The organism is Mesorhizobium sp. B2-4-6, assembly GCF_006442775.1.
GTDB lineage: Bacteria > Pseudomonadota > Alphaproteobacteria > Rhizobiales > Rhizobiaceae > Mesorhizobium.
Map to the genome: position 1 here is coordinate 115,044 of NZ_VFVI01000004.1, position 25,549 is coordinate 140,592.

Sequence of the window (25,549 nt, forward strand, 5' to 3'; positions counted from 1 at the left end):
CTAAGCCTTTCTTAAGGCAGGTGTGGCATGACAAGGCGTAGTGTTGGGCCAACGGCATGGGTAGAACAAAGACCGAGAACATCCCGGCGGATGTTTATATCCAGTTTGTGCGGTCGTTGTTCGACAACGCGCACATGCTGGTGATCGGTGGCGTTTGCTACTGGATCCTCGGATTCATGATCTATTGGCGGACGCACAATCCGCTGTTTGTGGCCTTTTCTTTCGGTCTGCTCTCCATCAGCCTTTTCCGTTACTTCGGCATTCGCACCTTCCTGAAGACAGGTGGCACCATAGCCAATGTCGAAGAGGCCAGGCGGTGGGAGCGCATCTATATCCTCAAGGGCAGCCTGCAGGGCCTGGGCCTGGGTTCGCTGTGCTTCATTTCGATCTACGTCTACCCCGACCCCTTCGCCGAGCTGGCCGCGACGTCGCTGACGATCGCGACCCTGGTCACGGTTGTCGGCCGCAACTACGGCTCCCCGCAGATGGTACGGATTTTCTCCGTGACCTTCATCGGTCCGGCCGCGCTCGGACTTCTGCTGCGCATGGATTTCCCATCGGTCCTGCTCGGCCTGATGATCATCCCGCTGACCTTCATCACCATCAACAGTGCCGACCATGTCCGCAACGTGCTCTTCTCCGCCGTCATCGGGCACAAGCAGGCCAGGAACCTGACACGCCGGTTCGATCGCGCGCTCAACACCATGTCGCACGGCCTGGTCATGCTGGGGCCGGACGGGCGCGTCGCGGTGGCCAATGCCGAAGCCGCACGCCTGATGTCGCTGAAATCGGGCGATGCCTTGCTCGGGCGCTCGATCCACGGTCTTTTGATGCGCGGCGTCGCCGGCGGCATGCTGGCGCCGAAAGACTGCCGCTACATCGAGGCGCAGCTGACACGCGCCTTGCGCGAAGGCCGCGACCGCAAGGTGCTCGTTTCGCTGGCCAATGGCCAGCACTACGAGTTCTCCGCCCGCGAAGGCAGCCAGGAACTGGGCGTCATCACCTTCGAGGATGTGACGGCTCGCGTCGAGGCGGAGGAAAAGATCCGCTTCATGGCGCGCTACGACAATTTGACCGGGCTGCCGAACCGCGCCTATTTCCACGAACTCGTCGGCGAGGCGATGGCCTCTGGCGACCAGGACCGGCTGTGCGGCCTCGCGGTGCTCGATCTCGACGACTTCAAGAGCGTCAACGACACGCTCGGCCATCCGGTCGGCGACGGGCTGATCTATGCCGTGGCCGAGCGCCTCGCGGCGATTGCCGGACCGGGCATCACCGTCAGCCGTTTCGGCGGCGACGAGTTCATGATCTTCTTCGACCGTGTCGAGGACGAGAGCCATCTCAGCACCCTGCTTGACCAGATTTTCGCGGACCTGCAGGGCGAGGTGGACGTTGCCGGCCACGGGTTGCGCATCCAGACCAGCGGTGGCGCGGTGCTTTCCAGGGTCAAGGACACCGATGCGGACGCCATGATCGTCAAGGCGGACCTTGCCCTCTACAAGGCCAAGGAACTCGGCAAGAACAGTTGGCGGCTGTTCGAGGCGGCCATGGACGCCGCCTTCCGCAATCGCCAGTTGATGAAGGCCGACCTGCGCAATGCCGTGCAGGCCAGGGAATTGCGCGTCGTCTACCAGCCGATCGTGGCTGTCAGCACCATGCGCATCGCCAGTTGCGAGGCGCTCTGCCGCTGGGACCATGCCGATCTCGGCCCGATCTCGCCCAGCGTCTTCATCCCGCTCGCCGAGGAGATGGGCATCGTCTCCGACATCAGCACTTTCGTGCTGGAGGCCGCGTGCGCCGAATGCGCCAAATGGCCGGCCCAGACCAGCGTGTCGGTCAACCTGTCGGCCAAGGATTTCCGAAGTCGCGACATCGTCCAGAAGGTCAGGGACGCCTTGGCCAAGTCGGGGCTGGCGGCGCATCGGCTCGAAATCGAGGTCACCGAAACCGCGCTGCTCGACGACAAGTCGCTGACGCGCGAGTCGATCGAGGAACTGAAGGCGCTCGGCGTGCGCATCGCGCTTGACGACTTCGGCACCGGCTACTCCAGCCTGAGCTATCTCCACAAGCTGCCGCTCGACAAGATCAAGATCGACCGCTCGTTCCTGGTCGATGTAAACCAGAACCGGCAATCGCTCGATCTGCTGAAAGGCATCGTCAGCCTGTCCCGGACGTTGGGTCTTTCGGTCACCATCGAAGGGGTTGAGACCTTCGAGCAGCTGAAGACGCTGGTTCATTTGGTCAAGCCGGACTTCGTGCAGGGCTTTCTCTTCGGCGCCGCGCTCAGCGCGTCGGGCATCGAGACGATGTCGAGCGTCACATGGCCGTTTGCCGCGGACCTTCACATCGCCGGCAAAAGAACAGCCAGCTAAGAAGCAAATCCAGGAAAAGTGCGAAGCGGTTTTCCGTCCGGAATTGCGTCAAACAAGAGCAAATCCAGGAAAAGTGCGAAGCGGTTTCCGTCCGGAATTGCGCTGAAATAGAGAGCAATTTCAGAAAAAACGGAACCCGGGTTTCCGTCTGGAGCGGATATGCGTTTCATGAAACGATAGCCGTTCCGGCGTAGTATAATTCTGTGATTCACTCACGCTTTCAAGCTCTGGATCCGGATTGATCTTGATGACCGCCGTCAGGCCGGCTCAGATCGCCGCTGGCTGCGGTATTTGTTTTTTCGCGGGCAAGATCGATGAAACGATCGCAGCTATTAAGGTTAACAGACGGTAAATCAGCAATCTCAAATTTTCAGCTTGTGTCTCATTTCAACTCGAATAGCTTGTTCACAGGCGGAATTCGAGGACGGACAATAATGGAAGCTGCGGCTAAGGGTACGTCGGCTGGCGCCAGCTCAAAGGCTGATTCCCTGCTCAACCGAACGATGATGCAGCTCCTGGAGCATGTCGAATATCGCCTCATCACCGGGGGCGAGGATCTGGAAGCGATCTACCGGCTTCGATATCAGTCCTACCTCAAATCAGGCATGTGCGGTCCGATCGCCAGCGGGATGTTCGAGGATCGCTGGGATAATCTTCCCAACTCCTACCGCTTCGGCGTCTATTGTTACGGCGAATTGGTCAGCACATTGCGCTTTCACTATATTTCCAGTGAACAGCCATACTCACCTTCGGTGGACGCCTATCCGGAAGTGTTGCTCCCGCGGCTCGCCCGGGGGGAAACCTTCATCGACGGCACCCGCTTCGCAACCGATCCCGATGCCGCGCCGGCGCCCGGCGTTCTGCCTTTCCTGACGCTCAGGATCGCCATGGTGGCCTCCAATTATTTTGGCCAGGACTCGGTGCTGACCCCGGTCAAGGTCGAGCATTCTCACTTTTATGCCCGGTTCTTCAATGCCGTGCAGAAGAGCGAAGCCAAGCAGTTCCCGGGCGTTCTTGCTCCGATCGCCCTGTTCGAGATCCCTGCCGGCGAGAATATGCGCCGCACGCTCGAGCGGTTCCCGTTCTACAATTCGACGCCGATGGAGCAGCGGCTGATGTTCGGCAATCCGGCCATCAACCGCCTGACGCCCCTCTCCATCCTGCCGACGGCGAAATACTACCGCGCCGCTGCCTGAACGCAGGCCATGAACCTTTCGCCGGCTGCGCCGTTATCAAGCTCGCAGCCCGCTCTGCCAAGCGATCGCGCCTGTCACACGAAAGGATCCCCGCATGACCATCCACTCCCTCGCGCTGACGCCGCTGATCTCGCTGATCGCCGGCGTACTGATCCTGGTGATGCCTCGGCTCCTCAACTACATCGTCGCGCTTTACCTGATCGTTGTCGGTCTGCTCGGCCTTTTTCCCCACCTCGCCAGCTGAAATCCCGCGTCGGCCGCGTGGACACAGCCGCGGCATTCAATTTCAACTTTCGTTTGAGGCTGTTGTCGCCGGCTGTGCGGCAATAGCGCCATTGCTCTTGGTTCGGCTTTTCGCTATGTGCCTCAAAGGCATTTTCGAAGGGGTACTTCCATGGCTGATCACACGCCGACCGGTCCTGTCGAGCTGGGCGCGCAAATGGACTATGCCGAGCACGACCGTACCTACAAGGGCTTCCTCGGTCTTGCCAAATACGGCTCGCTGTTCTGTGCCGCCATCCTTATCGCAATGGCCTTCGGCTTCTTCGTCGGCGGCTTCTTCTCGGCGACCATCCTGTTCATCCTGATCATGGCCGTCGGCACTCTCATTCTGCGGTAGACTTCCCAAGCCCATTGCCCTCGACGTCGCCGGACGTCCGGCCGACGCCTTGCGCAATCAAGGTTCCAGCCGAAAGGATCATCCGGTGGGACAAATAGTATTCATCCCTCGTGAGATTGACCCGAACGAGCCGCGCGTCGCGGCCTCGCCGGAGACGGTCAAGCGCCTGGCGGGTCTCGGCTTCGACGTGATCGTCGAGAAGGGCGCCGGCCTCGGCTCCCGAATCCCCGACCAGGATTTCACTGCTGCCGGCGGCGCGATCGGAACGGCGGCCGACGCCAAAAAGGCCGATGTCGTGCTGAAAGTGCGCCGGCCGACGGATGCGGAGCTCAAGGGCTACAAGTCGGGCGTCGCCGTGATCGCCATCATGGATCCCTACGGCAACGATGCCGCGGTGGCCGCGATGGCCAAGGCCGGCATCACCGCCTTTTCCATGGAGTTCATGCCGCGCATCACCCGTGCGCAATCGATGGACGTGCTGTCCTCGCAGGCCAACCTCGCCGGCTACCAGGCGGTGATCGATGCCGCCGCCGAATATGACCGCGCGCTGCCGATGATGATGACGGCGGCCGGCACCGTGCCGGCGGCAAAAACCTTCATCATGGGCGTCGGCGTCGCCGGCCTGCAGGCGATCGCCACCGCGCGCCGCCTCGGCTCTGTCGTCACCGCCACCGACGTGCGCCCGGCGGTGAAGGAGCAGGTGCAGTCGCTCGGCGCGAAATTCCTCGCGGTCGAGGACGAGGAGTTCAAGGCGGCCGAGACGGCCGGCGGCTACGCCAAGGAAATGTCGAAGGAATACCAGGCGAAGCAGGCGACGCTCACCGCCGAGCATATCGCCAAGCAGGACATCGTCATCACCACCGCGCTGATCCCCGGCCGTCCGGCGCCGAAGCTGGTTTCGGCCGCCATGGTTGCCTCGATGAAGCCTGGCTCGGTGATCGTCGATCTAGCGGTAGAGCGCGGCGGCAATGTCGAGGGCGCGGTGCCTGGCAAGGTCGTGATGACCGAGAATGGCGTCAAGATCGTCGGCCACCTCAACGTGCCGGGCCGTGTCGCGGCCTCGGCCTCGCTGCTCTATGCCAAGAACCTCTACGCCTTCCTCGAGACCATGGTCGACAAGACGACCAAGCAGCTTGCCATCAAGCGCGACGACGAGCTGGTCAAGGCGACCATGCTGACCGACGGCGGCAAGGTGGTGCATCCTGCCTTCGCCAAGGCGGCGGAAGAGCCGCGCACCGAGCCGGCGGCCATTCCGGCGACGACCATGGTTGCCGATGCCGCCGCCGCCAAGCCGGCGGCAAAGAAGAAGTCCGCAGCCAAGCCTAAGGGGACCGCGTGATGGACGCCTTGCAGAAAGCCCTCGACCAACTCGATCAGGCGACTGCCGCCGTTCGCCTTGCGGTGCAGGATCTTGCCAACGCGCCCGCAGGCGAGGCTGCCGGTAACGCGGCGCACGCGCTGTCCGGTGGCGCCGTCGATCCCTTCGTCTTCCAACTCGCCATCTTCGTGCTGGCGATCTTCGTCGGCTATTATGTCGTCTGGTCGGTGACGCCGGCCCTGCACACGCCGCTGATGGCCGTCACCAACGCTATTTCATCGGTCATTGTCGTCGGCGCGCTGCTCGCCGTCGGCATCTCGGCCTCCGGGCTCGCCGCCGGCTTCGGTTTCGTCGCCCTTGTGCTGGTCTCGGTCAACATCTTCGGCGGCTTCCTGGTCACCCAGCGCATGCTCGCCATGTACAAGAAGAAGGAAAAGTGACGTGACCGTCAATCTGGCTTCCTTCCTCTATCTCGTCTCCGGCATCCTGTTCATCCTGGCGCTGCGCGGGCTGTCGCATCCCACCACCAGCCGGCGAGGCAATCTCTTCGGCATGATCGGTATGGCGATCGCTATCGCCACCACGCTGGCATTGGCTTTGCCTTTGGCTCCCTCGGTCGGCCGTTTCGGCTGGATCGTGCTCGGGCTGGCCATCGGTGGCGGCATCGGCGCGGTCACCGCGCGCCGCATCGCCATGACCTCGATGCCGCAGCTGGTCGCCGCCTTCCACTCGCTCGTCGGCTTCGCCGCCGTGATGGTGGCGGCTGCCGCCATGTACGCGCCGGAGAGCTTCGGCATCGGCACGGCGGGCGACATCCATGCGCAGGCGCTGGTCGAAATGAGCCTGGGCGTAGCCATCGGCGCCATCACCTTCACCGGCTCGGTCATCGCCTTCCTCAAGCTCGACGGCCGCATGTCCGGCAAGCCGATCATGATCGGCGGCCGACATCTCATCAACATCGCGCTCGGCATCGCGTTGGTGGTGCTGATCGTGCTGTTGGTCACCACGGAATCGAAGCTCGTCTTCTGGCTGATCGTCGCCGCCTCGCTGGTGCTCGGCGTGCTCTTGATCATCCCGATCGGCGGCGCCGACATGCCGGTCGTGGTGTCGATGCTGAATTCCTACTCGGGCTGGGCGGCTGCCGCGCTTGGTTTCACCCTCGGCAATCTGGCGCTGATCATCACCGGCGCGCTGGTCGGCTCGTCCGGCGCGATCCTGTCCTACATCATGTGCAAGGGCATGAACCGCTCCTTCATCTCGGTCATCCTCGGCGGCTTCGGCGGCGAGACGGCCGCGGTTGCCGACGACGGCATCGAGCGCACCGTCAAGCAGGGCTCGGCCGATGACGCCGCCTATCTGATGATGAACGCGCAGAAGGTCATCATCGTGCCCGGCTACGGCATGGCGGTCGCCCAGGCGCAGCACGCGCTGCGCGAGATGGCCGACAAGCTCAAGGCCGCCGGCGTCGAGGTGAAATACGCCATCCATCCGGTGGCCGGCCGTATGCCCGGCCACATGAACGTGCTCTTGGCCGAGGCCAACGTGCCTTACGACGAAGTGTTCGAACTGGAGGACATCAACTCCGAGTTCGCGCAGGCCGACGTCGCCTATGTCATCGGCGCCAACGACGTCACCAACCCGTCCGCGCGCGACGACAAGTCCTCGCCGATCTACGGCATGCCGATCCTCGACGTCGACAAGGCCCGCACCTGCCTGTTCGTCAAGCGCTCGCTCGGCTCCGGCTATGCCGGCATCGACAACACGCTGTTCTACAAGGACGGCACCATGATGCTGCTCGGCGACGCCAAGAAGATGACCGAGGAAATCGTCAAGGCCATGGATCACTGAAGCCGCGACCTTCTGCAGGAAGGTGTCGGCCCACGCATCGGAATTGGAAAAGCCCGGCCTGAGCCGGGCTTTTTTAGTATAGGCCCCCTTTAACGGGTAGCCAGATAGGCGGTCTCTTCATCGTCCCGCTGCCTGCCGCCGAGAGCGGCCGCGGCACCGGCGATGAAGGCGCCGATGACGAGCGACAGGGCGCCGAGCAGGGCGAAGGTAGCGCTCGCCTTCCGGGCCTTGTCGGCGGCCTGCTGCGCTTTTGCCTTGGCGTCTTGCGCCTTCGCCAGCAACGTATCGACGCGTGTCTTGGCATCCGCCTCCGACAGGCCGGTGCGCGCCGCGACCAGTTGCGACAGATAGGCTTTGTCGTCGGCGGAGATCTCGCCCGCGGCGGCACTGGCAATCAGGATGCGCGAGGCCTGCGCGGTGGCCGCGGCGTCGTTTTCCGGATTAGCCGCCGCCAATTTTCCGGCATCCGCCGGTCTAAGCAGCGAATCCACCAAATAGGATGTCGCATTGTCCGTCGTCGCCTGGCTGCCTGCCGTGGCGCCCATTGCGGCGCCGGACACCACTGTCGAAGCGGCCTGCACGCCGGAGCCCAGCATCGTCAACGCTGAGCCGAGCACGCCAACAACGAGAAGCGTCGCCAGCGCCCAGGCCAGAAAGCCATGTGCGGTGTCGCGGAAGAACACCTCGTCGGTATGGACGTCGACCCATTTGGTGCGCAGCCGTCCCGCAAGATAGCCGCCAACGCCCGATGACAGCCATTGGACGACGACTAGCCATACCGCTGTCGAGACCGCGAAGGTGGTGATGGAAGCACCTGAGCCCGCCCAAGGCGAAACCATGCTGAGGCCTAGGCCGGAGCCGAGCAGCATCAGGATGAGACTCAACGTCGACGCGGCGAAGGCGCCGGCGATGATCGGACCCCAACTGATCGCCGAGGCGGAGGATTCGGTTGAGACGGTGTTGCCGACAGCCGAAAGAGTGGACTGCATATCAGCCCCCTATCGCGCGAACAGCATGATGAGGATGATGATCGGGATTGGAATTCCTAGCAACCAAAGCAAGATACCGCGTCCCATGAAAGCCTCCTGAGAAATCGTGATCGACGTTGTCACAATGTCCAGGCAGGCCTTCTGTTCCGGCGCTTTTGAAATGTCGCTCAGGTCACAACAACAATGCCGGCGCACCTAGCGCGCCGGCATTGGAAAACAAGCGCAGTTTTGTGGTAGTCTAAATATCCAGATTAGCCACCGACAGCGCATTATCCTGGATGAATTCGCGCCGCGGCTCCACCTCGTCGCCCATCAGCCGCGAGAACAGCGAATCGGCGTCGGTCGCGTCGTTGACCTTGACCTGCAGCAGCGAGCGCACATTCGGATCCAGCGTGGTTTCCCACAGCTGCTCGGCATTCATCTCGCCAAGACCCTTGTAGCGCTGCATGGTAAGCCCCTTGCGGCCGGTGGCGAACACCGCGTTGAGCAGCGCCAGTGGTCCCGAAAGCAGCTCGGAACTCTCCTTGCGGCGCAGGGTCGGCTGCTCGCCATAGACTTCCGCCAGGCGCGAGGCATAGCGGTCGAGCTGGCGCGCATCGGCCGAAGCGATCAGTCCGGCATCGAGCTGCGCCACGTCCTTCACGCCGCGCACGGTGCGCTCGAACACATAGCCGCCGGAGCCGTCATTGGAAGCCGATAGCCGCCCGGTCCAGCCGCGCTCGGTCTCCTCGGCGATCATATCGAGCCGCTCGGCGACGCGCTCGGCCATCGCATTGGCGCGGCCGAGATCGGCAAGCACATCGGCGTTGAGCGCGCCGGCGATCGCCGCCTGCTCGACGACGCTGCGGTTGTAGCGCGTGTGCAGCCCGTTGATCAGCTGGCGCACGGCAATTGCGTCGTCGATGGCGCTGCGCAGATCCTGGCCCGTCCGCACCTCGCCGGAGGCGAGCGTCAGCGAAGCCTCGTCCAGCCCGGACTCGATCAGGTATTCCTCATAGGCGTTTTCGTCCTTGAGGTATTGCGAGCTCTTGCCCCGGGTCACTTTGTAGAGCGGCGGCTGGGCGATGTAGAGATGGCCGCGCTCGATCAGCTCCGGCATCTGCCGGAAGAAGAAGGTGAGCAGAAGCGTGCGGATGTGGGCGCCGTCGACGTCGGCGTCGGTCATCAGGATGATCTTGTGGTAGCGCAGCTTGTCGGCGTTGAACTCGTCCTTGCCGATCGAGGTGCCGAGCGCGGTGATCAGCGTGCCGATCATGTCGGAGGAGAGCATGCGGTCGAAGCGCGCGCGCTCGACATTCAGGATCTTGCCGCGCAGCGGCAGGATCGCCTGGTTCTGGCGCGAGCGCCCGCCCTTGGCCGAGCCGCCGGCCGAGTCACCCTCGACGATGAAGATTTCGGACTTGGCCGGGTCGCGCTCCTGGCAGTCGGCAAGCTTGCCGGGCAGCGAGGTGACGCCGAGCGAGCTCTTGCGGGTGATGTCGCGCGCCTTGCGCGCGGCCTCGCGCGCCGCGGCCGCCTGGATCACTTTCTCGACCACGACCTTGCCTTCGGCGGGATGTTCTTCCAGCCAGGTGCCGAGCGCCTCGTTGACCAGGCTTTCCACCACCGGGCGCACCTCGGACGAGACCAGCTTGTCCTTGGTCTGCGAGGAGAATTTCGGGTCCGGCACCTTGACCGACAGGACCGCGGTCAGGCCTTCCCGGCAATCGTCGCCGGTCAGCGAGACCTTTTCCTTCTTGGTCTGACCGGACGATTCGCCGTAGCCGGTGATCTGCCTGGTCAGCGCCGCGCGGAAGCCCGCCAGATGGGTGCCGCCGTCGCGCTGCGGGATGTTGTTGGTGAAGGCCAGCACATTCTCGTGGTAGCTGTCGTTCCACCACATCGCGACTTCGACGGTGACGCCGTCGCGCTCGGCGCGGATGCCGATCGGCGTCTCGATCAGCGGCTTCTTCACCCGGTCGAGATATTTGACGAACTCCTCCAGCCCGCCGTCGTAATGTAGCTCATGGCGTACGATGTCGGCATGGCGGGCGTCGGTCAGCACGATGCGCACGCCGGAATTGAGGAAAGCGAGCTCGCGCAGTCGATGCTCCAGCGTGCTGTAGTCGAACTCGACCATGGTGAAGGTCTCGGCCGACGGGAAGAACGTGATTTCGCTGCCGCTGCGGCCCTCATAGGTGCCAGGGCGCTTGTCCTGCACGTAGCTTCCGGTCACCTTCAGCGGTGCGTCGGCATTGCCGTGCGTGAAGCTCATCTCGAAGATCTCGCCGTTGCGGCGGACCTTGATCTTCAGCCATGCCGAAAGCGCATTGACCACCGAGACGCCGACGCCGTGCAGGCCGCCCGAGACCTTGTAGGAGTTCTGGTCGAATTTGCCGCCGGCATGCAGCTGCGTCATGATCACTTCGGCCGCCGAAACGCCCTCCGAGGGGTGGATATCGGTCGGAATGCCGCGGCCATTGTCGATCACGGTGACGGAACCGTCGGGGTTGAGCGTCACCGAAACGAGGTCGGCGTGGCCGGCCAGCGCCTCGTCGATGGCGTTGTCCACCACCTCATAGACCATGTGATGCAGGCCCGAGCCGTCATCGGTGTCGCCGATATACATGCCCGGCCGCTTGCGCACGGCATCCAACCCCTTCAAAACCTTGATGGAATCGGCGCCGTACTCGGCTTCCGCGCCGTTGGCGCTTTCGGTCTGGTCGCTCATGAAAACCTGTCTGATTGATGCCGCTGATACAGCGCGGAAAAATGGCCCCGAATCGCGCCGTTTTGATGTCCTAGATATAGGCGCAAACGGCTGCTTTTCCAAGGTTTGCGGCCATTTTGCCGGCTTGGCGAGCGACCCTGTCACGTCCACGCGAGATGCTGGCGGGCGCATTGGGGCGTCCGACAGTGAAAGCCGTGCCGAAGCACGGCCTCGCAAGTGTCTTCGCGGGGAGCGCAGGCGCCGATGGTGCGGCTCGTCGAGCATCGGCAGCTTGAACGCCGCGATGTCGGTCAGCACCGGCTCGGACTTGCCGTGCTCGCGGGCGAAGCCCTCCAGCCATCCGCCGAAGATCGGATCGGCGCGTCCCGGCCGAGTGCGGACGTCGGTCACAGTCCGGCGAGGCGCCGGGCCGCTCGGTCACAGTCCGGCGAGGCGCCGGGCCGCTCGGTCACATGGACGTCCGCTTCGTCGGACACTACATTCGGCGCTGTCAGCGGAGCACGCTTCATGGACACCAAGCCCGCCCCCTTCTTGCCGCCGGCGCCGACGCCGCGCACAAAGCCGCCTTCGACGCTGGAGATGATGCGCATCATCTACCGCAACCCGCTCGAATTATGGGGCGAGCACACCTACAACGAGCCCTGGATTTCGGTGACCGGCGTCGGCGGGCCGCTGGTGGTCGCCAACGATCCGGGCCTCATCCGCCACGTGCTGATCGACAACGCCAAAAACTACAAGATGGCGACCGTGCGCCAGCTGGTGTTGCGGCCGATCCTGCGCGACGGGCTGTTGACCGCCGAAGGCGAGGTCTGGAAGCGCTCGCGCAAGGCGATGGCGCCGGTGTTCACGCCGCGCCACATCTTCGGCTTCGCCGAGCCGATGCTGAGACGCACGCTGGAGTTCGTCACCCGCTACGAGGCCGGTGGTGAGAGCGATGTCGCCCATGACATGACGCTGCTCACCTATGACATTCTGGCCGAGACGCTGTTTTCCGGCGAGATCGCCGGCGAGCCGGGCAGCTTCGCCAGGGAGATCGACCGCCTGTTCGAGACCATGGGCCGCGTCGATCCGCTCGACCTGTTGCGCGCGCCGGAATGGCTGCCGCGTTTCACCCGCATCCGCGGCCGCAAGACCATGGCCTATTTCCGCAACATCGTCGCCGGCACGGTGAGGATGCGCGAAGAGCGGATGAAGCGCGATCCCGACGGGGTGCCGCAGGATTTCCTTACGCTTCTGCTGCGCGCCGAGGGGCCGGACGGACTGACTCGCGCCGAAGTCGAGGACAACATCATCACCTTCATAGGCGCCGGCCACGAGACGACGGCGCGGGCGCTGGGCTGGACGATCTATTGCCTCGCCGGGGCACCCTGGGAACGCGACAAGGTCGAGCGGGAGATCGACGCCGTGCTGGCGCGCGAGCCCGATCCGACCAAGTGGCTGGATGCCATGCCGCTTACCCGCGCCGCTTTCGAGGAGGCGCTCAGGCTCTATCCGCCGGCGCCCTCGATCAACCGCGAACCGATCGAGCCGGAGACCTGGAACGGTCTTTACATCCCGAAATACGCCGCCGTGCTGGTGATGCCCTGGGTCGTGCATCGCCACCGCAAGCTCTGGGACAGGCCGAACGCTTTCCTGCCGGCGCGGTTCCATCCGGAAAACCGCGACAAGATCGACCGCTTCCAGTACCTGCCCTTCGGCGCCGGCCCGCGTGTCTGCATCGGCGCCAGCTTCGCCATGCAGGAGGCGATCATCGCGCTGGCGATCCTGCTGTCGCGCTTCCGGTTCGATGTGACTCCCGAGACCCGGCCATGGCCGGTGCAGAAGCTCACCACGCAGCCGCAGGGCGGCCTGCCGATGCAGGTCTCCCGCCGCGCCTGAGCTTTTGTCAGCGGTCGGCGATAGGCCGGCGCTGCTGGAACTGGCCGGCCGCGCGGAAGCGCCAGAGATAGCTGGGCAGGATCGTGGCGATCGCCTGCGGCTGGATGCCGAGGCCGGTCAGCGTCCTGGCGGCCTTGGCGGCTTCGTCCGAAACGACGTTGTGCTCGCGCAACTGCATGACCTGGTCCTTGGTCAGGAGCGGGTTGGGCAGCAGCTGCAGGATCGAGGCCTGGATGTTCGACAGCCAGAACGGCACCGGCACCAGGAGGCGGCGGCGCTCGACGACCATCAGCAGCTCTTCCATGCATTCCTTGAAGGTCAGCACCTGCGGCCCGCCGAGCTCGTAGATCTGGCCGCCCTCGATCTTGCCGTCGACCGAACGCGCCACCGCTTCGGCGACGTCGCCGACATAGACCGGCTGGAATTTGGTTTGCCCGCCGCCGATCAGCGGCAGCACCGGCGAATAACGCGCCATGTTGGCGAAGCGGTTGAAGAAACCGTCTTCCGGCCCGAAATTGATCGACGGCCTGAGGATGACGGCATCGCTGATCGTGTCGAACACGGCTTTCTCGCCGAGCGCCTTGGTGCGGGCATAGTCGGACGGGGAATTCAGATCCGCGCCGAGCGCCGAGATGTGGGTGAGGCCGGCGCCGACCGAGCGTGCGGCCTCGGCGACGGCGCGCGCCCCGAAATCGTGCACGGCGCCGAATTTCTGGCGGCCGGTCTCATGCAGGACGGCGACGAGGTTGACGACATGGTCGGCGCCCTGCACGGCGCGGTCGACCGACCAGCGCACGCGCACATTGGCCTGCACCGGCTGGATCTGGCCGACATTGCCGAGCGGCTGCACATGGCCGGCAAGGTCGGGCCGCCGGCAGGCGACCCGGATGCGGTAGCCGCGCTTGGCCAGCGCCCGCACGACATGGCGACCGACGAAACCCGAACCGCCGAAGACGACGACGAGCTTGGGGGTCTGCAGGATTTCGGTCATGACTGGCTCCGCGCGCAAATGCTTGGCTGAAGCCGTTTCTTAATCCGTTTCTCGCCAAAGGCAAAGAGCGACCGGAGGTCGCCATTGCCCTGTTTTTTGAGCAATTCCAGGAAACGTGCCGAGCGGTTCCTTTCTGGAATTGCGTCCAGGCGAAAGCGGCTCAGAAAGTCTTGCCGATATGCGCGTCGACCGACTGGCGATTGCCGCCGCGGATTGCGAAGAAGGCGAGGATCGCGGCCCAAAGCAGAGATTTTTCCGCGCCCGAGAAACCCTGGCCCATGGTCACCCAGTGGAACCATACGGTGACCACAAGCACGATCAGCCCGGCGAAAGCGGCAGGGCGGGTGAAAAGGCCGAGGGCGATCAGGATGCCGCCGAAGAATTCGGTGCAGGCGAGCAGCGGCGACCAGAAGACGCCCGGATAGAAGCCGAGCCCCTCGACCATTCCCGTGGCGCCGAACGGATTGACGATCTTTTGCGAACCATGGATGGCCAGGAAGCCGCCGGCGGCGGCGCGCAGCAAGGTTTCGCCAGTGTCATGCAATGCCGAATAGAGGCGACCAAGCGCCGGGATGATCAGCTTTGCGCGGGAGGCGTCGGTGGTCTCGGACATCGTAACTCCTGTTTTGTGACGATACCCGCAAACGCCCGACGGCCCCGGGCAAGTCAAGTTAACAAAAGTTCACCATTTGACTCATCTTTTGTGGCGATTGCTCGGAAACGCAGAAAACCCCGCCGAGGCGGGGTTTTCCGGGCAGTGTCCACGCCGAAACAGGGCCCACCGAGGCGGCCTGACCTGAGACGGTATCAAGGTGGCGTGAAGCAAGCACGCCCGCCCCGCCCTGAACGCCCGGCGCGGCGCCGCCAACCGCGAGCCAGACGAAGCCAACCGGGCGGCTCGCGGCGTGGGGTGCCGGAGATTGGTCGTTGCAGGGGGAGAAAAGGTTCAGCCGGGCGTCGAAAGAAACCGTGCCCTCGTTGTGTGGCGCGGTTTGCTCAGGCCGAGTAACGCTCGGCGAATTCTGAAATGCGCTGCACCACCGCCCTCGACGTGGTGATGCCGCGCGCCTTTGCCTTCTCGGCGGCTTCGGCGCGGGAGCGGCCGGGGATATGCACGCCATAGCGCCGCCGCAGCCGGTCGAGCTGGTCCTTCATGCGTTGCTCGAAATCCGGATCGAGCAGCTTGGGTTCGATGGCCAGAACGAACAGGCCGGTGCCGGGACTGTCCGGCCCGCCGGTGAACCAGGGCGCGTCGAGCGACCAGTTGGCGCCGGAAATGCCGGCGGCCAGCACCTCGACCATCAAGGCGATGTTGGCGCCGCGCTGGCCGCCGAAGGCAAGCATCGCGCCTTTCATGGCGGCCGCCGGATCGGTGGTCGGGTTGCCGCTGGCATCCAGCGCCCAGCCTTCGGGGATCTTCTTGCCGTCCTCGGCCGCCTTGCGGATGTTGACGAAGGCGGTCGCGCTCGACGACTGGTCGATGACCAGCGGCGGCCCGTCGGCGGCGGGCGACGCGAAGGACATCGGATTGGTGCAATAGACCGGCTTGACCGAGCCCGAGCCGGCAAGCACCGCCGGCCCGTTGGTCGCGGCGAAGGAAACCAGCCCCTGTTCCGCCAGCCGCCCGGTGAAATAGCCGAGCGCCCCGCATGTATAGGCGTTCTTCTGCGAGAAGATCGAGACGCCGAACAGTTTTGCTGCCTTGACCAGGTCGTCGATCGTGCGGTCGAAGCCGGTATGGGCAAGCCCGCCGCGCGCATCCGAAAGATAGACGGCGAGCGCCGGCCGGGTGATCGCCGGATCGGCGTTGCCGTCGATGCGGCCGGCTTCGAGCGCTTCCAGATAATCGATGAAATGCGACAGCCCCACCGTCGACAGGCCTTCGGCCTCCGCGGCGATGATCGAGGCGGTCAATGACTGCGCCGCTTCTTCGTTGGCGCCGGCGCCGAGCGCCGCCATCCGGCATAGGCCCGTTGCCTGGTCGAGAGTGAGTTGCATCAGGGCTGCTCCTGAGTGAGTAGGAAAGTAGGGAGTAGCCAGTAGGGGAAAACCAGCAAGCAGCCCACTGCTCACCAGCCACTATTCACTACTCACTTAACCGATTTTGACCGGAATCCGAGCCTCGATCCGACTGAAGACGAAGACCAGGATGCCGGTGATCGTCATATAGATCAGCGCCAAGAGCAGCAAAGGCTCATAGGTCAGGTAGGTGTCCTGGCGCACCTTGGAGGAGACGGCGAAGATATCGATGACGCTGATCGTCGCCACCAGCGGGGTCGACTTCAGCTGCAGCACGGTCTCGCCGGTCAGCGTCGGCAGCGCCCGGTAGAAGGCCTGCGGCAACCAGATGCGCCGGAAGATTTTCCAGCGGCTCATGCCGAACGCGCGGGCGGCCTCCAACTGTCCGCGCGGCACGCCGGCGAAGGCGCCGCGCATCACTTCGCCCTCATAGCCGGCGAAGGACAAAGTCAGCGCCACCACGCCATACGGCCAGGCCTGCCTGAGATATGGCCACAGCCACGATTCGCGGATCCACGGATATTGCGGAAAGATCGAACCGAGGCCGTAGTAGAGCAGCCAGAGCTGCAGGAGCAGCGGCGTTCCCCGGATGATGGTGCAGAAGACCTTCGCCGGTACCGAGAACCAGATCGGTCCGCCTGCCTGGGCGAGCCCGAGCGGCACGGCCAGCGCAAAGCCGAGCGCGCAAGTGACGGCGAGGATCCAAAGCGCCCGCCATATGCCCATCAGGCCCATTGCCCAATATTGCGGCAGCCAGTCCCAGCGCATGAAGAAAGCAGCGCAGAGCACCAGCGCCAGCGCGATCAGGATCAGCACGATGCGGTGGGGTCTAAGCCAGATCGAGGCGCGCGCCGCCATGTTGATCGCGGAGGCTTCGGCAGACATCAGCGTGCCTCCCTGACGGAAGGCATGCCGCGCCGCGACCAGGCCTCGACGCGGCCGATGATCAGGTTGGAGAACAGCGAGAGCGCGAGATAGAGCGCGCCGGCAGCAAGGTAGAAAAGAAGGTAGGCCTTGGTCACGCCGGCCGCCTGGCGCGTTGCAAGGGTGAGTTCGAAGAAACCGACGACGGCAAGCAGCGCGGTGTCCTTGGTGGCGATGAGCCACAGATTCGCCAGGCCGGGGATGGCGAAGGGCAGCATCGCCGGCAGCGTGATGCGTCGCAGCATCAGGCCCGGCGACATGCCGTAGGCGCGGGCGGCCTCGATCTGGCCTTGCGGGATGGCGAGGATGGCGCCACGGATGACTTCGGTCGAATAGGCGCCCTGGACGAACCCCAGCACGAAGATGCCGGCCGCGAGCCCGCTGATGTCGACACGGCTGTAGCCCATCGCCGTCAGCACCTGGTTGATGAGGTCGGTGCCGGCGTAATAGAGCAGCAGGATCAGCACCAGTTCCGGCACGGCGCGCACGATGGTCGTGTAGACCGCGAGCAGGTCGCGCGTCACCGGACCGCCATAGAGCTTGCCGAAGGCGCCGGCGGTGCCGATCATGAGGCCGAGGCAGGTGGCGCCGATGGCGATCTCGACCGAATGCAGCAGACCGACCAGCAGCGTGCCGCCCCAGCCTGGCGCCACGGGCGACAGGAGTTCCATGATGCCGGCCGCGGAGGCCGGAAGAAAGGTGTCGATCAGCTTCGTCCCCGGATTGCTGGCAAGCCACCGACGGCAAGGTCGGCGGCACGCATGCGTGGCAAGGTCGGGCATGGCGCGGACGCCATGCCCTCACTCATTTCGAGAGGGCTCAGTTCGACTGCGTGGCGCCGCCATAGATGTCGAAGTCGAAATACTTCTTCGAGATCTCGTCATATTTACCGTTGGCGCGGATCGCCTTGATGCCGGCGTTGAATTTCTCCTTGAGCGCGGTGTCTTCCTTGCGGATGCCGGCGCCGACGCCTGGTCCAAGCACTTCGTCGTCCGGGGTCACCATGCCCTTGAGGTCGCAGCAGCCCTTGCCCTGGTCCGACTTCAGGAACTCGCCGAGCGCGATCGAGTCGGCTTGCACCGCGTCGATACGGCCGGCGGCCAGATCCTGGTTGGCTTCATCTTGCGTCTGGTATTCCTTGATCTCCTGCGCGCCGGTGAAATGCTTCTTGGCGTAGACGGCGTGCACGGTCGAGACCTGGACGCCGATCACCTTGCCCTTGAGATCGTCAGGCGTGGCGCCGAATTTCTGGTCCTTCGGTCCGATGATCGCGGTCGGGGTGTTGTAGTACTTGTCCGAGAAGTCGATCGTCTTCTTGCGCTCGTCGGTGATCGACATGGAAGAGACGATGGCGTCGATCTTCTTGGTGGTCAGCGCCGGGATGATGCCATCCCAGGCAACCGGCGTGATGACGCAGTCGAGTTTCTCTTCGGCGCAGACGGCGTCGACGAAGTCGATCTCCCAGCCCACCCATTTGCCCGAGGCGTCGGGCGAGGTGAAGGGTGGGTAGGGTTCGGCGGCGACGCCGATCTTGACCTGCTCGGCCTTGGCCACGCCACCCATCGCCGCGACGCCGAGAAGCAGCGCGGCGGCGAATGTCTTGAGAACAGTCTTCATTTCAGGACTCCCAGTTTGTTGTTGTTCCCGGTTTTTCGCTCCGCTTGATGCCCGCACCTAGCCGACATTGCGGAGGAATTGCTTGAGCCTTTCGGATTTGGGCGCGCCGAACAATTGTTCCGGCGGACCTTCCTCCTCGACCAGCCCGTTGTAGAGATAGACGACATGCGTCGCGACCTCGCGGGCGAACTTCATTTCATGCGTCACCAGCACCATGGTGCGCCCCTCGCGCGCCAGGTCGCCGATGACTTTCAGCACCTCGCCGACCAGCTCGGGATCGAGCGCGGACGTCGGTTCGTCGAACAGCATGACGCGCGGATTGATCGCCAGCGCGCGGGCGATCGCGGCCCGCTGCTGCTGGCCGCCGGAGAGGAAGGCCGGATAGACGTCGCGCTTCTCCGCCAGCCCGACGCGGGCGAGCAGCTTCTCGGCCTGGGCGATCGCTTCGTCGCGCTTGACGCCGAGCACATGCACCGGAACCTCGATGACGTTCTCGATCAGCGTCATGTGGCTCCACAGGTTGAAATTCTGGAAGACCATGCCGAGCCTCGAGCGGATACGCTCGATCTGCCTGCGGTCAGCCGGAACGGTGTGGCCGTGGCTGTCGGCCTTGAGCTTGATCTCTTCGCCATTGACCCGGATGATGCCGCTGGTCGGGTTCTCCAGGCAGTTGATGCAGCGCAACAGCGTCGACTTGCCGGAGCCGGAGCCGCCGATGATGGCGACCACCTCGCCGTCGCGCGCCGACAGCGAAACGCCCTTCAGCACGTGCAGCTGGCCGAATTTCTTATGCAGGTTTTCGACATGGATGGCTTCGGCGGCGCTGTTCTGCGCCTTACCGGACCGGACTGCGGCAGCGTCCGCCACGCTCACCGGGCGACCTCTCTATGGTCGAAGGCAGGTCGTCGAACGTCCATCCGGCTAATCAACATACGCTGTCCTGCCCACTCCAGACTTCAGCATGGACCCGACAGCGCGAGCCCGTCAATCCCGCTCATTACGGCACTTGCGGCCTTGTTGCGCAAGTGTATAAATAGCCTTTCATGAAATTTTCACGATTTTTTTCATCTTAAAAGGACATCGATGAGCGCTTTCGGATCACAGTCCATGGCGGCGCCGCTGCGGCGCGTGCTGATGCGGTCGGCGGCCAACGCCATGCGCGACGCCGACAGGGCAGCCTGGCACTATGGCCCGGGATTCAACCCGGCGAAGGCCGCTTCGCAGCATGCGCTCCTTGCCGAACTGGTGGCGGCTTCCGGCGCCGAAATCGAATGGATCGAGGACAAGGCCGACGGCCTTTCGGATTCGGTGTTCACCCATGACCCGTCGCTGATGACCGACCGCGGCGCGCTGATCCTGTCCATGGGCAAGCCCTTGCGCGCCCGGGAGCCCTCGCTGCATGAGGAAACCTACAAGAGACTGGGCATTCCGGTCCTCGGCCGGGTCGAGGCGCCTGGCCAGGTCGAAGGCGGTGACTGCGTATGGGTGGATGCCCGCACGCTGGCGATCGGGCGCGGTGTGCGCTCCAACCAGGAAGGCATCCAGCAGGTTTCCAACCTGCTGTCGCCGCTGGGCGTTTCCGTCTACGGCTTCGATCTGCCGCTATGGCAGGGCGAAGAGGCGTGCCTGCATCTGATGTCGGTGATCAGCCCGCTGGCCGACGACCTTGCCCTGGTCTATTCACCGCTTCTGCCGGCCCCGTTCTATCAGATGCTGAAGGCGCGGGGCATCCGGCTGGTCGAAGGCGACGCCGAAGAATTCGCCGCTTCCAACGGCCTCAGCCTGAACGTGCTGCCGACCAGCCCGCACAAGGTCATTGCCGTTGCCGGTTTTCCCAAGACCAAAGCCGCGATGGAAGCCGCCGGCTGCGTGGTTGAGGTTTTTGAGGCGGACGCGCTCTGCATCGCCTGCGAAGGCGGGCCGACATGCCTGACGCGGCCGATCCTGCGCCAATGAGTGCGCGCCGCAAGTTCCGCCGCGAGGGCGAGGAGCGGCGGCGGCAGGACCTGATCGATGCCACCCTGGGCAGCGTGGCGGAACATGGCTTGCAGGGTGCCACTGTTCGCACCATCGCCTTGCGTGCCGGCGTTACCGCCGGGCTGATCCGGCACTACTTCCCCGGCAAGGAAGATTTGCTGCAGGAGGCCTATGCAGCATTGATGGGCCGCATGACGGAGCAGGCGAAAGCGGCATTGGTCATGGAAGATGCCTCGCCGCGCCAACGCCTTGCGGCTTTCGTCACCGCCAACCTCAACGCGCCGATCATCGACCAGCGGGTTTTCTCGCTCTGGGCAACCTTCATCGGCCGCGCCGGCGCGGATCCGTCGCTCGCCCGCGCCCATCGCGAAGGCTATCTCGGCTTTCGCAACGAGGTGGAAGCGGTCGTGGCCGACGTGCTCGCCGCCGAACGGCGCAAGCCGGACGCAAGCGAGCTGCGCCACCATGCCATAGCGATCAACGCGATCATCGACGGGCTCTGGATCGAAGGCTGCCTGGCCGGCGAGATGTTCTCGCCCGGCGAGCTGGCGGCGATCGGCATCAAGGCCGTCGAGGCCGAACTCGGCCTCGCGGCGCTGGAGCAATTCCAGGAAAAATGAGAAGCGGTTGGTTCGGCCACTTCGCCGTAACTTTCCGTCCGCAATTGCGTGAGAAACAAAAGGAAGGAAATGCGATGACCACCATCGGCGAAGCGCTCATCACCCTGCTCGAAGCGCATGGCGTCGACACCGTCTTCGGCATTCCAGGCGTCCATACGGTCGAGCTCTATCGCGGCCTGGCGCGCTCGAAGATCCGCCACGTCACGCCGCGCCACGAGCAGGGGGCAGGCTTCATGGCCGATGGTTATGCGCGCGCCGGCGGCCGGCCGGGCGTCGCCTTCGTCATCACCGGACCGGGGCTGACCAACACCATCACCGCCATGGGCCAGGCGCGCGCCGATTCTGTGCCGATGCTGGTGATCTCCGGCGTCAACGCAACCGATACGCTGGGCAAGGGCTTGGGCTTCCTGCATGAACTGCCGGACCAGCGCGGCATGATGGAAAAGGTCGCGCTGTTTTCCGAGCGTGTCACCGAAGCCGGGCAGTTGCCGGGCGCTCTCGCCCGCGCCTTCGCGCTGTTTTCGTCGGCGCGGCCGGGGCCGGTTCATATCGAGATTCCCACCGATGTGATGGTCAAGCCCGCCGACGGCATAGCGGCGGCGCTGAGCAACGCGGCGCCGCCGGTGCCGGACGCCGCGGCGGTCGCTGAAGCGGCGAAGCTAATCGAGGCCGCCAGCCGACCGCTGATCCTCTCGGGCGGCGGCGCCAGGAAGGCCGACGCGGCGCTGCGGCGCCTGGCCGAGACGCTTGGCGCTCCGGTCGTCGAGACCGCCAATGCGCGCGGCCTGCTGCATGGCCATCCGCTGTGCGTGCCGGCGAGCCCCAGCCTCAAGGCCGTGCGCGCGCTGATGGCGGATGCCGACCTGGTGATCGCCGCCGGTACCGAATTCGGCCCGACCGACTATGACGGCTATGGCGACGGCGGCTTCGTGCTGCCGAAGAACCTGATCCGTATCGATATCGGCGCCGACCAGATCGCGCGCCGGCCGGTGACGGTTGGCATCCAGGCCGATTGCGCCGACGGGATCGAGGCTCTGCTCGCGGCGATCGGGCTCGGCCATGCTGCGGCAAGCGATGGCGAGGCTCGTGCGGCCGCCGCGCGGAAGGCAGCGCTAGCCGAATTGAAGCCCGACTATCTGGCGCAAGTTCATGCCGTGGAAACGATCCGCGACGCGCTGCCGGGCGCCATCATCGTCGGCGACTCGACCCAGCCGATCTATGCCGCCAATCTCTATTATGACCACGACCGCCCCGGCGGCTGGTTCAACGCAGCGACGGGCTTCGGCGCGCTGGGTTACGGTCCACCGGCCGCGATCGGCGCGGCGCTTGCGGTGCCCGAGGCGCCGGTGGTGTGCCTCACCGGCGATGGCGGCTTCCAGTTCACCTTGCCGGAGATCGGCGCCGCGCTCGACGCCGAAGCGCCCGTGATCTTCGTCGTCTGGAACAACCGCGGCTATCGCGAGATCGAGACCTCGATGCTCGATGTCGGCGTGGAGCCGGTCGGCGTGTCGCCGGCGCCGCCGGATTTCTGCAAGCTCGCCGAGGCCTACGGCATCGAGGCCGAGCGGCTGGCCGGGGCCAGTGGTCTTGCCGAGGCGCTAAGCCGCGCGCGGGCGGCAGGCAAGCCGCGCGTCATCGAAATCACCGTCGACTGAAGACTGGCGCGTCTGCCGGTAGGCCCGTTCCGGCGCCGGCAGATTGATGTCGCCTGCCAAGTTCCGACGCATGCAAAGACGCTGCGCCTGCCATGTCGATATTTCAATTGAGTGACGACGCGAAAGGCGCGACGTTCGAGCCTGGGGCGGCATAACCCAAGATATAATCAAAAAAATGACAGGAGCGGTCGAAGGATGACGGAAACGCTTGATGGCAGGCATGTCGTGGTGACGGGCGGTACTGGGGCGCTCGGCGGCGCGGTTGTCGGCAGATTGCTGGAGCAAGGCGCGATCTGCCACGTGCCCAATGCCCACGCGGCGGCCCCGCCGCATTTTCCTTACGCAGCCCACGCCAGCGTGCATCTGGCGCATAATGTCGACCTGTCGGATTCGGCCAAGGTCGAAGCGTTCTACCACCAGGTGCCCGAGCTCTGGGCCTCGATCCACCTTGCCGGCGGCTTCACCATGGCACCGGTGGAAAAGATCGAGTCCGCCTCCTTCGCCGAGATGATGGAGACCAACGCCCGCACGGCTTTCCTATGCAGCCGCGCCGCTGTGCGCTCGATGCTGGAGTCCAATACGGCCGGCCGCATCGTCAATGTCACCGCGCGCGCCGGTCTCGACCCGAGGCGCGGCTCCGGCATGGTCGCCTATGCCGCGAGCAAGGCGGCGGTCGCGGCGATGACGGTGGCCATGGCCGAGGAGTTGAAGGGCAAGGGCATCCTCGTTAACGCCGTGGCTCCCTCGACGCTCGATACGCCCGCCAACCGCGCCGACATGCCCGACGCCGATTTCGCCAAATGGGTCAGTCTCGAAGCCGCCGCGGAAGCGATCGCCTATCTCGCCTCGCCCGCCAACCAGGCCATGAGCGGCACGCTGGTCCCTCTCTACGGCCGGGCCTGAACTCGATTATCCCGACAAAAGAAAAACCCGCCGGATCGCTCCGGCGGGTTTTTTGCTGTTCGTCAGTTAGGCTTGGCTTAGTTGCCCTGCTTCTTCAGCGCCGCGCCCAGGATATCGCCCAGCGAGGCGCCGGAGTCGGTCGAGCCGTACTGGGCGACCGCTTCCTTTTCCTCGGCGATTTCCAGCGCCTTGATCGAGACCTGCAGCTTGCGGGTCTTCTTGTCGAAGGCGATGACGCGGGCATCGACCTTCTGGCCGACGGTGAAGCGCTCGGGGCGCTGCTCGTCGCGGTCGCGCGAAAGGTCCGAACGCTTGATGAAGGTCTCGATGCCGCTGTCGACCAGCCGCACGTCCAGACCGCCATCCTTCACGCCGATGACCTCGCAGGTGACGACGGCGTTCTTGCGCAGTTCGCCGCTGTTGGCCGCTTCGCCGACAGTGTCACGGGCCAGCTGCTTGATGCCGAGCGAGATGCGCTCCTTCTCGATGTCGACGTCGAGCACCTGCGCCTTGACCACGTCGCCGCGATTGTACTCTTCGATGACCTGCTCGCCCGGACGGGTCCAGTCGAGGTCGGAAAGGTGCACCATGCCGTCCACGTCGCCTTCCAGGCCGATGAACAGGCCGAACTCGGTCTTGTTCTTGACCTCGCCCTCGACCTGGCTGCCGACCGGATGGCTCGAAGCGAAAGCCTGCCACGGGTTTTCCAGCGTCTGCTTGAGGCCGAGCGAGATGCGGCGCTTGGCCGGATCGACCTCGAGCACCACCACGTCGACTTCCTGCGTCGTCGACAGGATCTTGCCGGGGTGCACGTTCTTTTTCGTCCACGACATTTCCGAAACGTGGATGAGGCCCTCGATGCCCGGCTCCAGCTCGACGAACGCGCCGTAGTCGGTGATGTTGGTGACGGTGCCCTTGATCTTCTTGCCGATCGGGAACTTGGTGCCGATATCCGACCACGGATCCGACTCGAGCTGCTTCATGCCGAGCGAGATGCGGTGGGTTTCCTGGTTGATGCGGATGATCTGCACCTTGACCGTCTGGCCGATGTTGAGGATCTCGGTCGGATGGTTGACGCGGCGCCATGCCATGTCGGTGACATGCAGCAGGCCGTCGATACCGCCGAGGTCGACGAACGCACCGTAGTCGGTGATGTTCTTGACCACGCCTTCGACCACCTGGCCTTCCTCGAGGTTCTGCACGATTTCCGAACGCTGTTCGGCGCGGCTCTCCTCGAGCACGGTGCGGCGCGACACCACGATGTTGCCGCGGCGGCGATCCATCTTGAGGATCTCGAAGGGCTGCGGATTGTGCATCAGCGGAGTGACGTCGCGGATCGGGCGGATATCGACCTGGCTGCGCGGCAGGAACGCCACGGCGCCGTCGAGGTCGACGGTGAAGCCGCCCTTGACCTGGTTGAAGATGACGCCTTCGACGCGCTCACCCTTGGTGAACTTCTCTTCGAGACGCACCCAGCTCTCCTCGCGGCGAGCCTTCTCGCGCGACAGCATGGCCTCGCCAAGCGCGTTCTCGATGCGCTCGACATAGACTTCGACGGTGTCGCCGACCTTGAGGGAGGATTCCTTGCCCTTGGCGCCGAATTCCTTCAGCGGCACGCGGCCTTCGACCTTGAGGCCGACATCGATGATGGCCATGTCCTTTTCGATGGCGGTGATCGTGCCCCGGACAACCTGGCCCTCGCCGGAATGGCCGGCGGTGAATGATTCTTCGAGCATGCTCGCGAAATCGTCGCGAGACGGATTAGCAGCTGACATTGTTTCTCCTGGAATGCTCCGCGCGCTGGCGGAGCGGGCGCCGTGGGTTAGCGTTGCGTGAGCCTGCCGGCGTTCCGGGCTGAAGAGCCCTTGGCCGCTGTTCAGGCGGCAAGTCCGGCGCATGAAGAATGCTGGCAG

General features: G+C 64.5%; 22 protein-coding genes. 12 read left to right on the plus strand and 10 right to left on the minus strand.

What is annotated here, in order from left to right; genetic code table 11:
- The first annotated feature begins 56 nt into the window (after positions 1-56).
- The 7 genes from FJ957_RS13535 (at position 57) to FJ957_RS13565 (ending at position 7,353) form a co-directional block, all read left to right on the plus strand.
- Entirely contained in the window at positions 57-2,372 is a 2,316-nt protein-coding gene (locus FJ957_RS13535; protein ID WP_140832084.1) for an EAL domain-containing protein, read from the plus strand.
- A 314-nt stretch (positions 2,373-2,686) separates the two neighbouring features.
- A complete protein-coding gene (locus tag FJ957_RS13540) occupies positions 2,687-3,568 on the plus strand; it encodes a hypothetical protein (RefSeq protein ID WP_246685842.1) in 882 nt (293 codons plus the stop codon).
- Between the two features lie 94 nt (positions 3,569-3,662).
- The gene (locus FJ957_RS13545; RefSeq protein WP_127866594.1) at positions 3,663-3,812 is read left to right on the plus strand and encodes a DUF3096 domain-containing protein; all 150 of its coding nucleotides are present in this window, start codon (positions 3,663-3,665) and stop codon (positions 3,810-3,812) included.
- Between the two features lie 150 nt (positions 3,813-3,962).
- Entirely contained in the window at positions 3,963-4,187 is a 225-nt protein-coding gene (locus FJ957_RS13550) for an aa3-type cytochrome c oxidase subunit IV (protein ID WP_140545869.1), read from the plus strand.
- An 85-nt stretch (positions 4,188-4,272) separates the two neighbouring features.
- The gene (locus tag FJ957_RS13555; protein ID WP_140832086.1) at positions 4,273-5,526 is read left to right on the plus strand and encodes a Re/Si-specific NAD(P)(+) transhydrogenase subunit alpha; all 1,254 of its coding nucleotides are present in this window, start codon (positions 4,273-4,275) and stop codon (positions 5,524-5,526) included.
- Positions 5,526-5,945, plus strand: coding sequence for an NAD(P) transhydrogenase subunit alpha (locus tag FJ957_RS13560; RefSeq protein ID WP_140644722.1), 420 nt, complete (start codon positions 5,526-5,528; stop codon positions 5,943-5,945). The genes FJ957_RS13555 and FJ957_RS13560 overlap by 1 nt, the downstream gene beginning before the upstream one ends.
- A 1-nt stretch (position 5,946) precedes the next feature.
- Entirely contained in the window at positions 5,947-7,353 is a 1,407-nt protein-coding gene (locus FJ957_RS13565) for an NAD(P)(+) transhydrogenase (Re/Si-specific) subunit beta (RefSeq protein WP_140832088.1), read from the plus strand.
- 89 nt (positions 7,354-7,442) lie between these two features.
- Here FJ957_RS13565 and FJ957_RS13570 read toward each other — a convergent pair whose 3' ends face one another.
- Entirely contained in the window at positions 7,443-8,342 is a 900-nt protein-coding gene (locus tag FJ957_RS13570; RefSeq protein ID WP_140832090.1) for a hypothetical protein, read from the minus strand.
- Positions 8,343-8,580: 238 nt separating this feature from the next.
- Positions 8,581-11,052, minus strand: coding sequence for a DNA topoisomerase (ATP-hydrolyzing) subunit B (gene gyrB / locus FJ957_RS13580; protein ID WP_140832094.1), 2,472 nt, complete (start codon positions 11,050-11,052; stop codon positions 8,581-8,583).
- A gap of 507 nt (positions 11,053-11,559) precedes the next feature.
- Between gyrB and FJ957_RS13585 the strand changes: the two genes are divergently transcribed.
- A complete protein-coding gene (locus tag FJ957_RS13585; protein ID WP_140832096.1) occupies positions 11,560-12,930 on the plus strand; it encodes a cytochrome P450 in 1,371 nt (456 codons plus the stop codon).
- A 7-nt stretch (positions 12,931-12,937) separates the two neighbouring features.
- On the opposite strand, the gene FJ957_RS13590 is transcribed toward FJ957_RS13585, so the two are convergent.
- From FJ957_RS13590 to FJ957_RS13620, 7 genes are all read right to left on the minus strand, one after another.
- The gene (locus FJ957_RS13590; RefSeq protein WP_140832098.1) at positions 12,938-13,921 is read right to left on the minus strand and encodes a complex I NDUFA9 subunit family protein; all 984 of its coding nucleotides are present in this window, start codon (positions 13,919-13,921) and stop codon (positions 12,938-12,940) included.
- A gap of 160 nt (positions 13,922-14,081) precedes the next feature.
- A complete protein-coding gene (locus FJ957_RS13595) occupies positions 14,082-14,534 on the minus strand; it encodes a DoxX family protein (RefSeq protein WP_140832101.1) in 453 nt (150 codons plus the stop codon).
- A 383-nt stretch (positions 14,535-14,917) separates the two neighbouring features.
- Positions 14,918-15,919 carry an Ldh family oxidoreductase gene (locus FJ957_RS13600; protein ID WP_181180565.1) on the minus strand — a complete coding sequence of 334 codons (1,002 nt, stop codon included), beginning with the start codon at positions 15,917-15,919 and terminating at the stop codon, positions 14,918-14,920.
- A 96-nt stretch (positions 15,920-16,015) separates the two neighbouring features.
- Entirely contained in the window at positions 16,016-16,825 is an 810-nt protein-coding gene (locus tag FJ957_RS13605; RefSeq protein ID WP_140832103.1) for an ABC transporter permease, read from the minus strand.
- Positions 16,825-17,535 carry an ABC transporter permease subunit gene (locus FJ957_RS13610; RefSeq protein WP_181180572.1) on the minus strand — a complete coding sequence of 237 codons (711 nt, stop codon included), beginning with the start codon at positions 17,533-17,535 and terminating at the stop codon, positions 16,825-16,827. The genes FJ957_RS13605 and FJ957_RS13610 overlap by 1 nt, the downstream gene beginning before the upstream one ends.
- Before the next feature lie 148 nt (positions 17,536-17,683).
- Positions 17,684-18,481, minus strand: coding sequence for a transporter substrate-binding domain-containing protein (locus FJ957_RS13615; RefSeq protein ID WP_140832107.1), 798 nt, complete (start codon positions 18,479-18,481; stop codon positions 17,684-17,686).
- A 57-nt stretch (positions 18,482-18,538) separates the two neighbouring features.
- The gene (locus tag FJ957_RS13620) at positions 18,539-19,354 is read right to left on the minus strand and encodes an ABC transporter ATP-binding protein (protein ID WP_140832109.1); all 816 of its coding nucleotides are present in this window, start codon (positions 19,352-19,354) and stop codon (positions 18,539-18,541) included.
- 210 nt (positions 19,355-19,564) lie between these two features.
- Between FJ957_RS13620 and FJ957_RS13625 the strand changes: the two genes are divergently transcribed.
- The 4 genes from FJ957_RS13625 (at position 19,565) to FJ957_RS13640 (ending at position 23,636) form a co-directional block, all read left to right on the plus strand.
- Positions 19,565-20,437 (plus strand): dimethylarginine dimethylaminohydrolase family protein, encoded by an 873-nt coding sequence (locus tag FJ957_RS13625; protein ID WP_140832111.1) that lies wholly within the window; start codon positions 19,565-19,567, stop codon positions 20,435-20,437.
- Positions 20,407-21,078 (plus strand): TetR family transcriptional regulator C-terminal domain-containing protein, encoded by a 672-nt coding sequence (locus tag FJ957_RS13630; RefSeq protein ID WP_140832113.1) that lies wholly within the window; start codon positions 20,407-20,409, stop codon positions 21,076-21,078. Before FJ957_RS13625 ends, FJ957_RS13630 begins: the two co-directional genes overlap by 31 nt.
- 74 nt (positions 21,079-21,152) lie before the next feature.
- A complete protein-coding gene (locus FJ957_RS13635) occupies positions 21,153-22,733 on the plus strand; it encodes a 5-guanidino-2-oxopentanoate decarboxylase (RefSeq protein WP_140832115.1) in 1,581 nt (526 codons plus the stop codon).
- A gap of 195 nt (positions 22,734-22,928) precedes the next feature.
- The gene (locus FJ957_RS13640; protein ID WP_140832117.1) at positions 22,929-23,636 is read left to right on the plus strand and encodes an SDR family NAD(P)-dependent oxidoreductase; all 708 of its coding nucleotides are present in this window, start codon (positions 22,929-22,931) and stop codon (positions 23,634-23,636) included.
- Between the two features lie 77 nt (positions 23,637-23,713).
- On the opposite strand, the gene rpsA is transcribed toward FJ957_RS13640, so the two are convergent.
- On the minus strand, positions 23,714-25,411 hold the full coding sequence (gene rpsA / locus FJ957_RS13645) for a 30S ribosomal protein S1 (RefSeq protein WP_140644738.1): 1,698 nt from the start codon (positions 25,409-25,411) through the stop codon (positions 23,714-23,716).
- Positions 25,412-25,549: the final 138 nt, after the last annotated feature.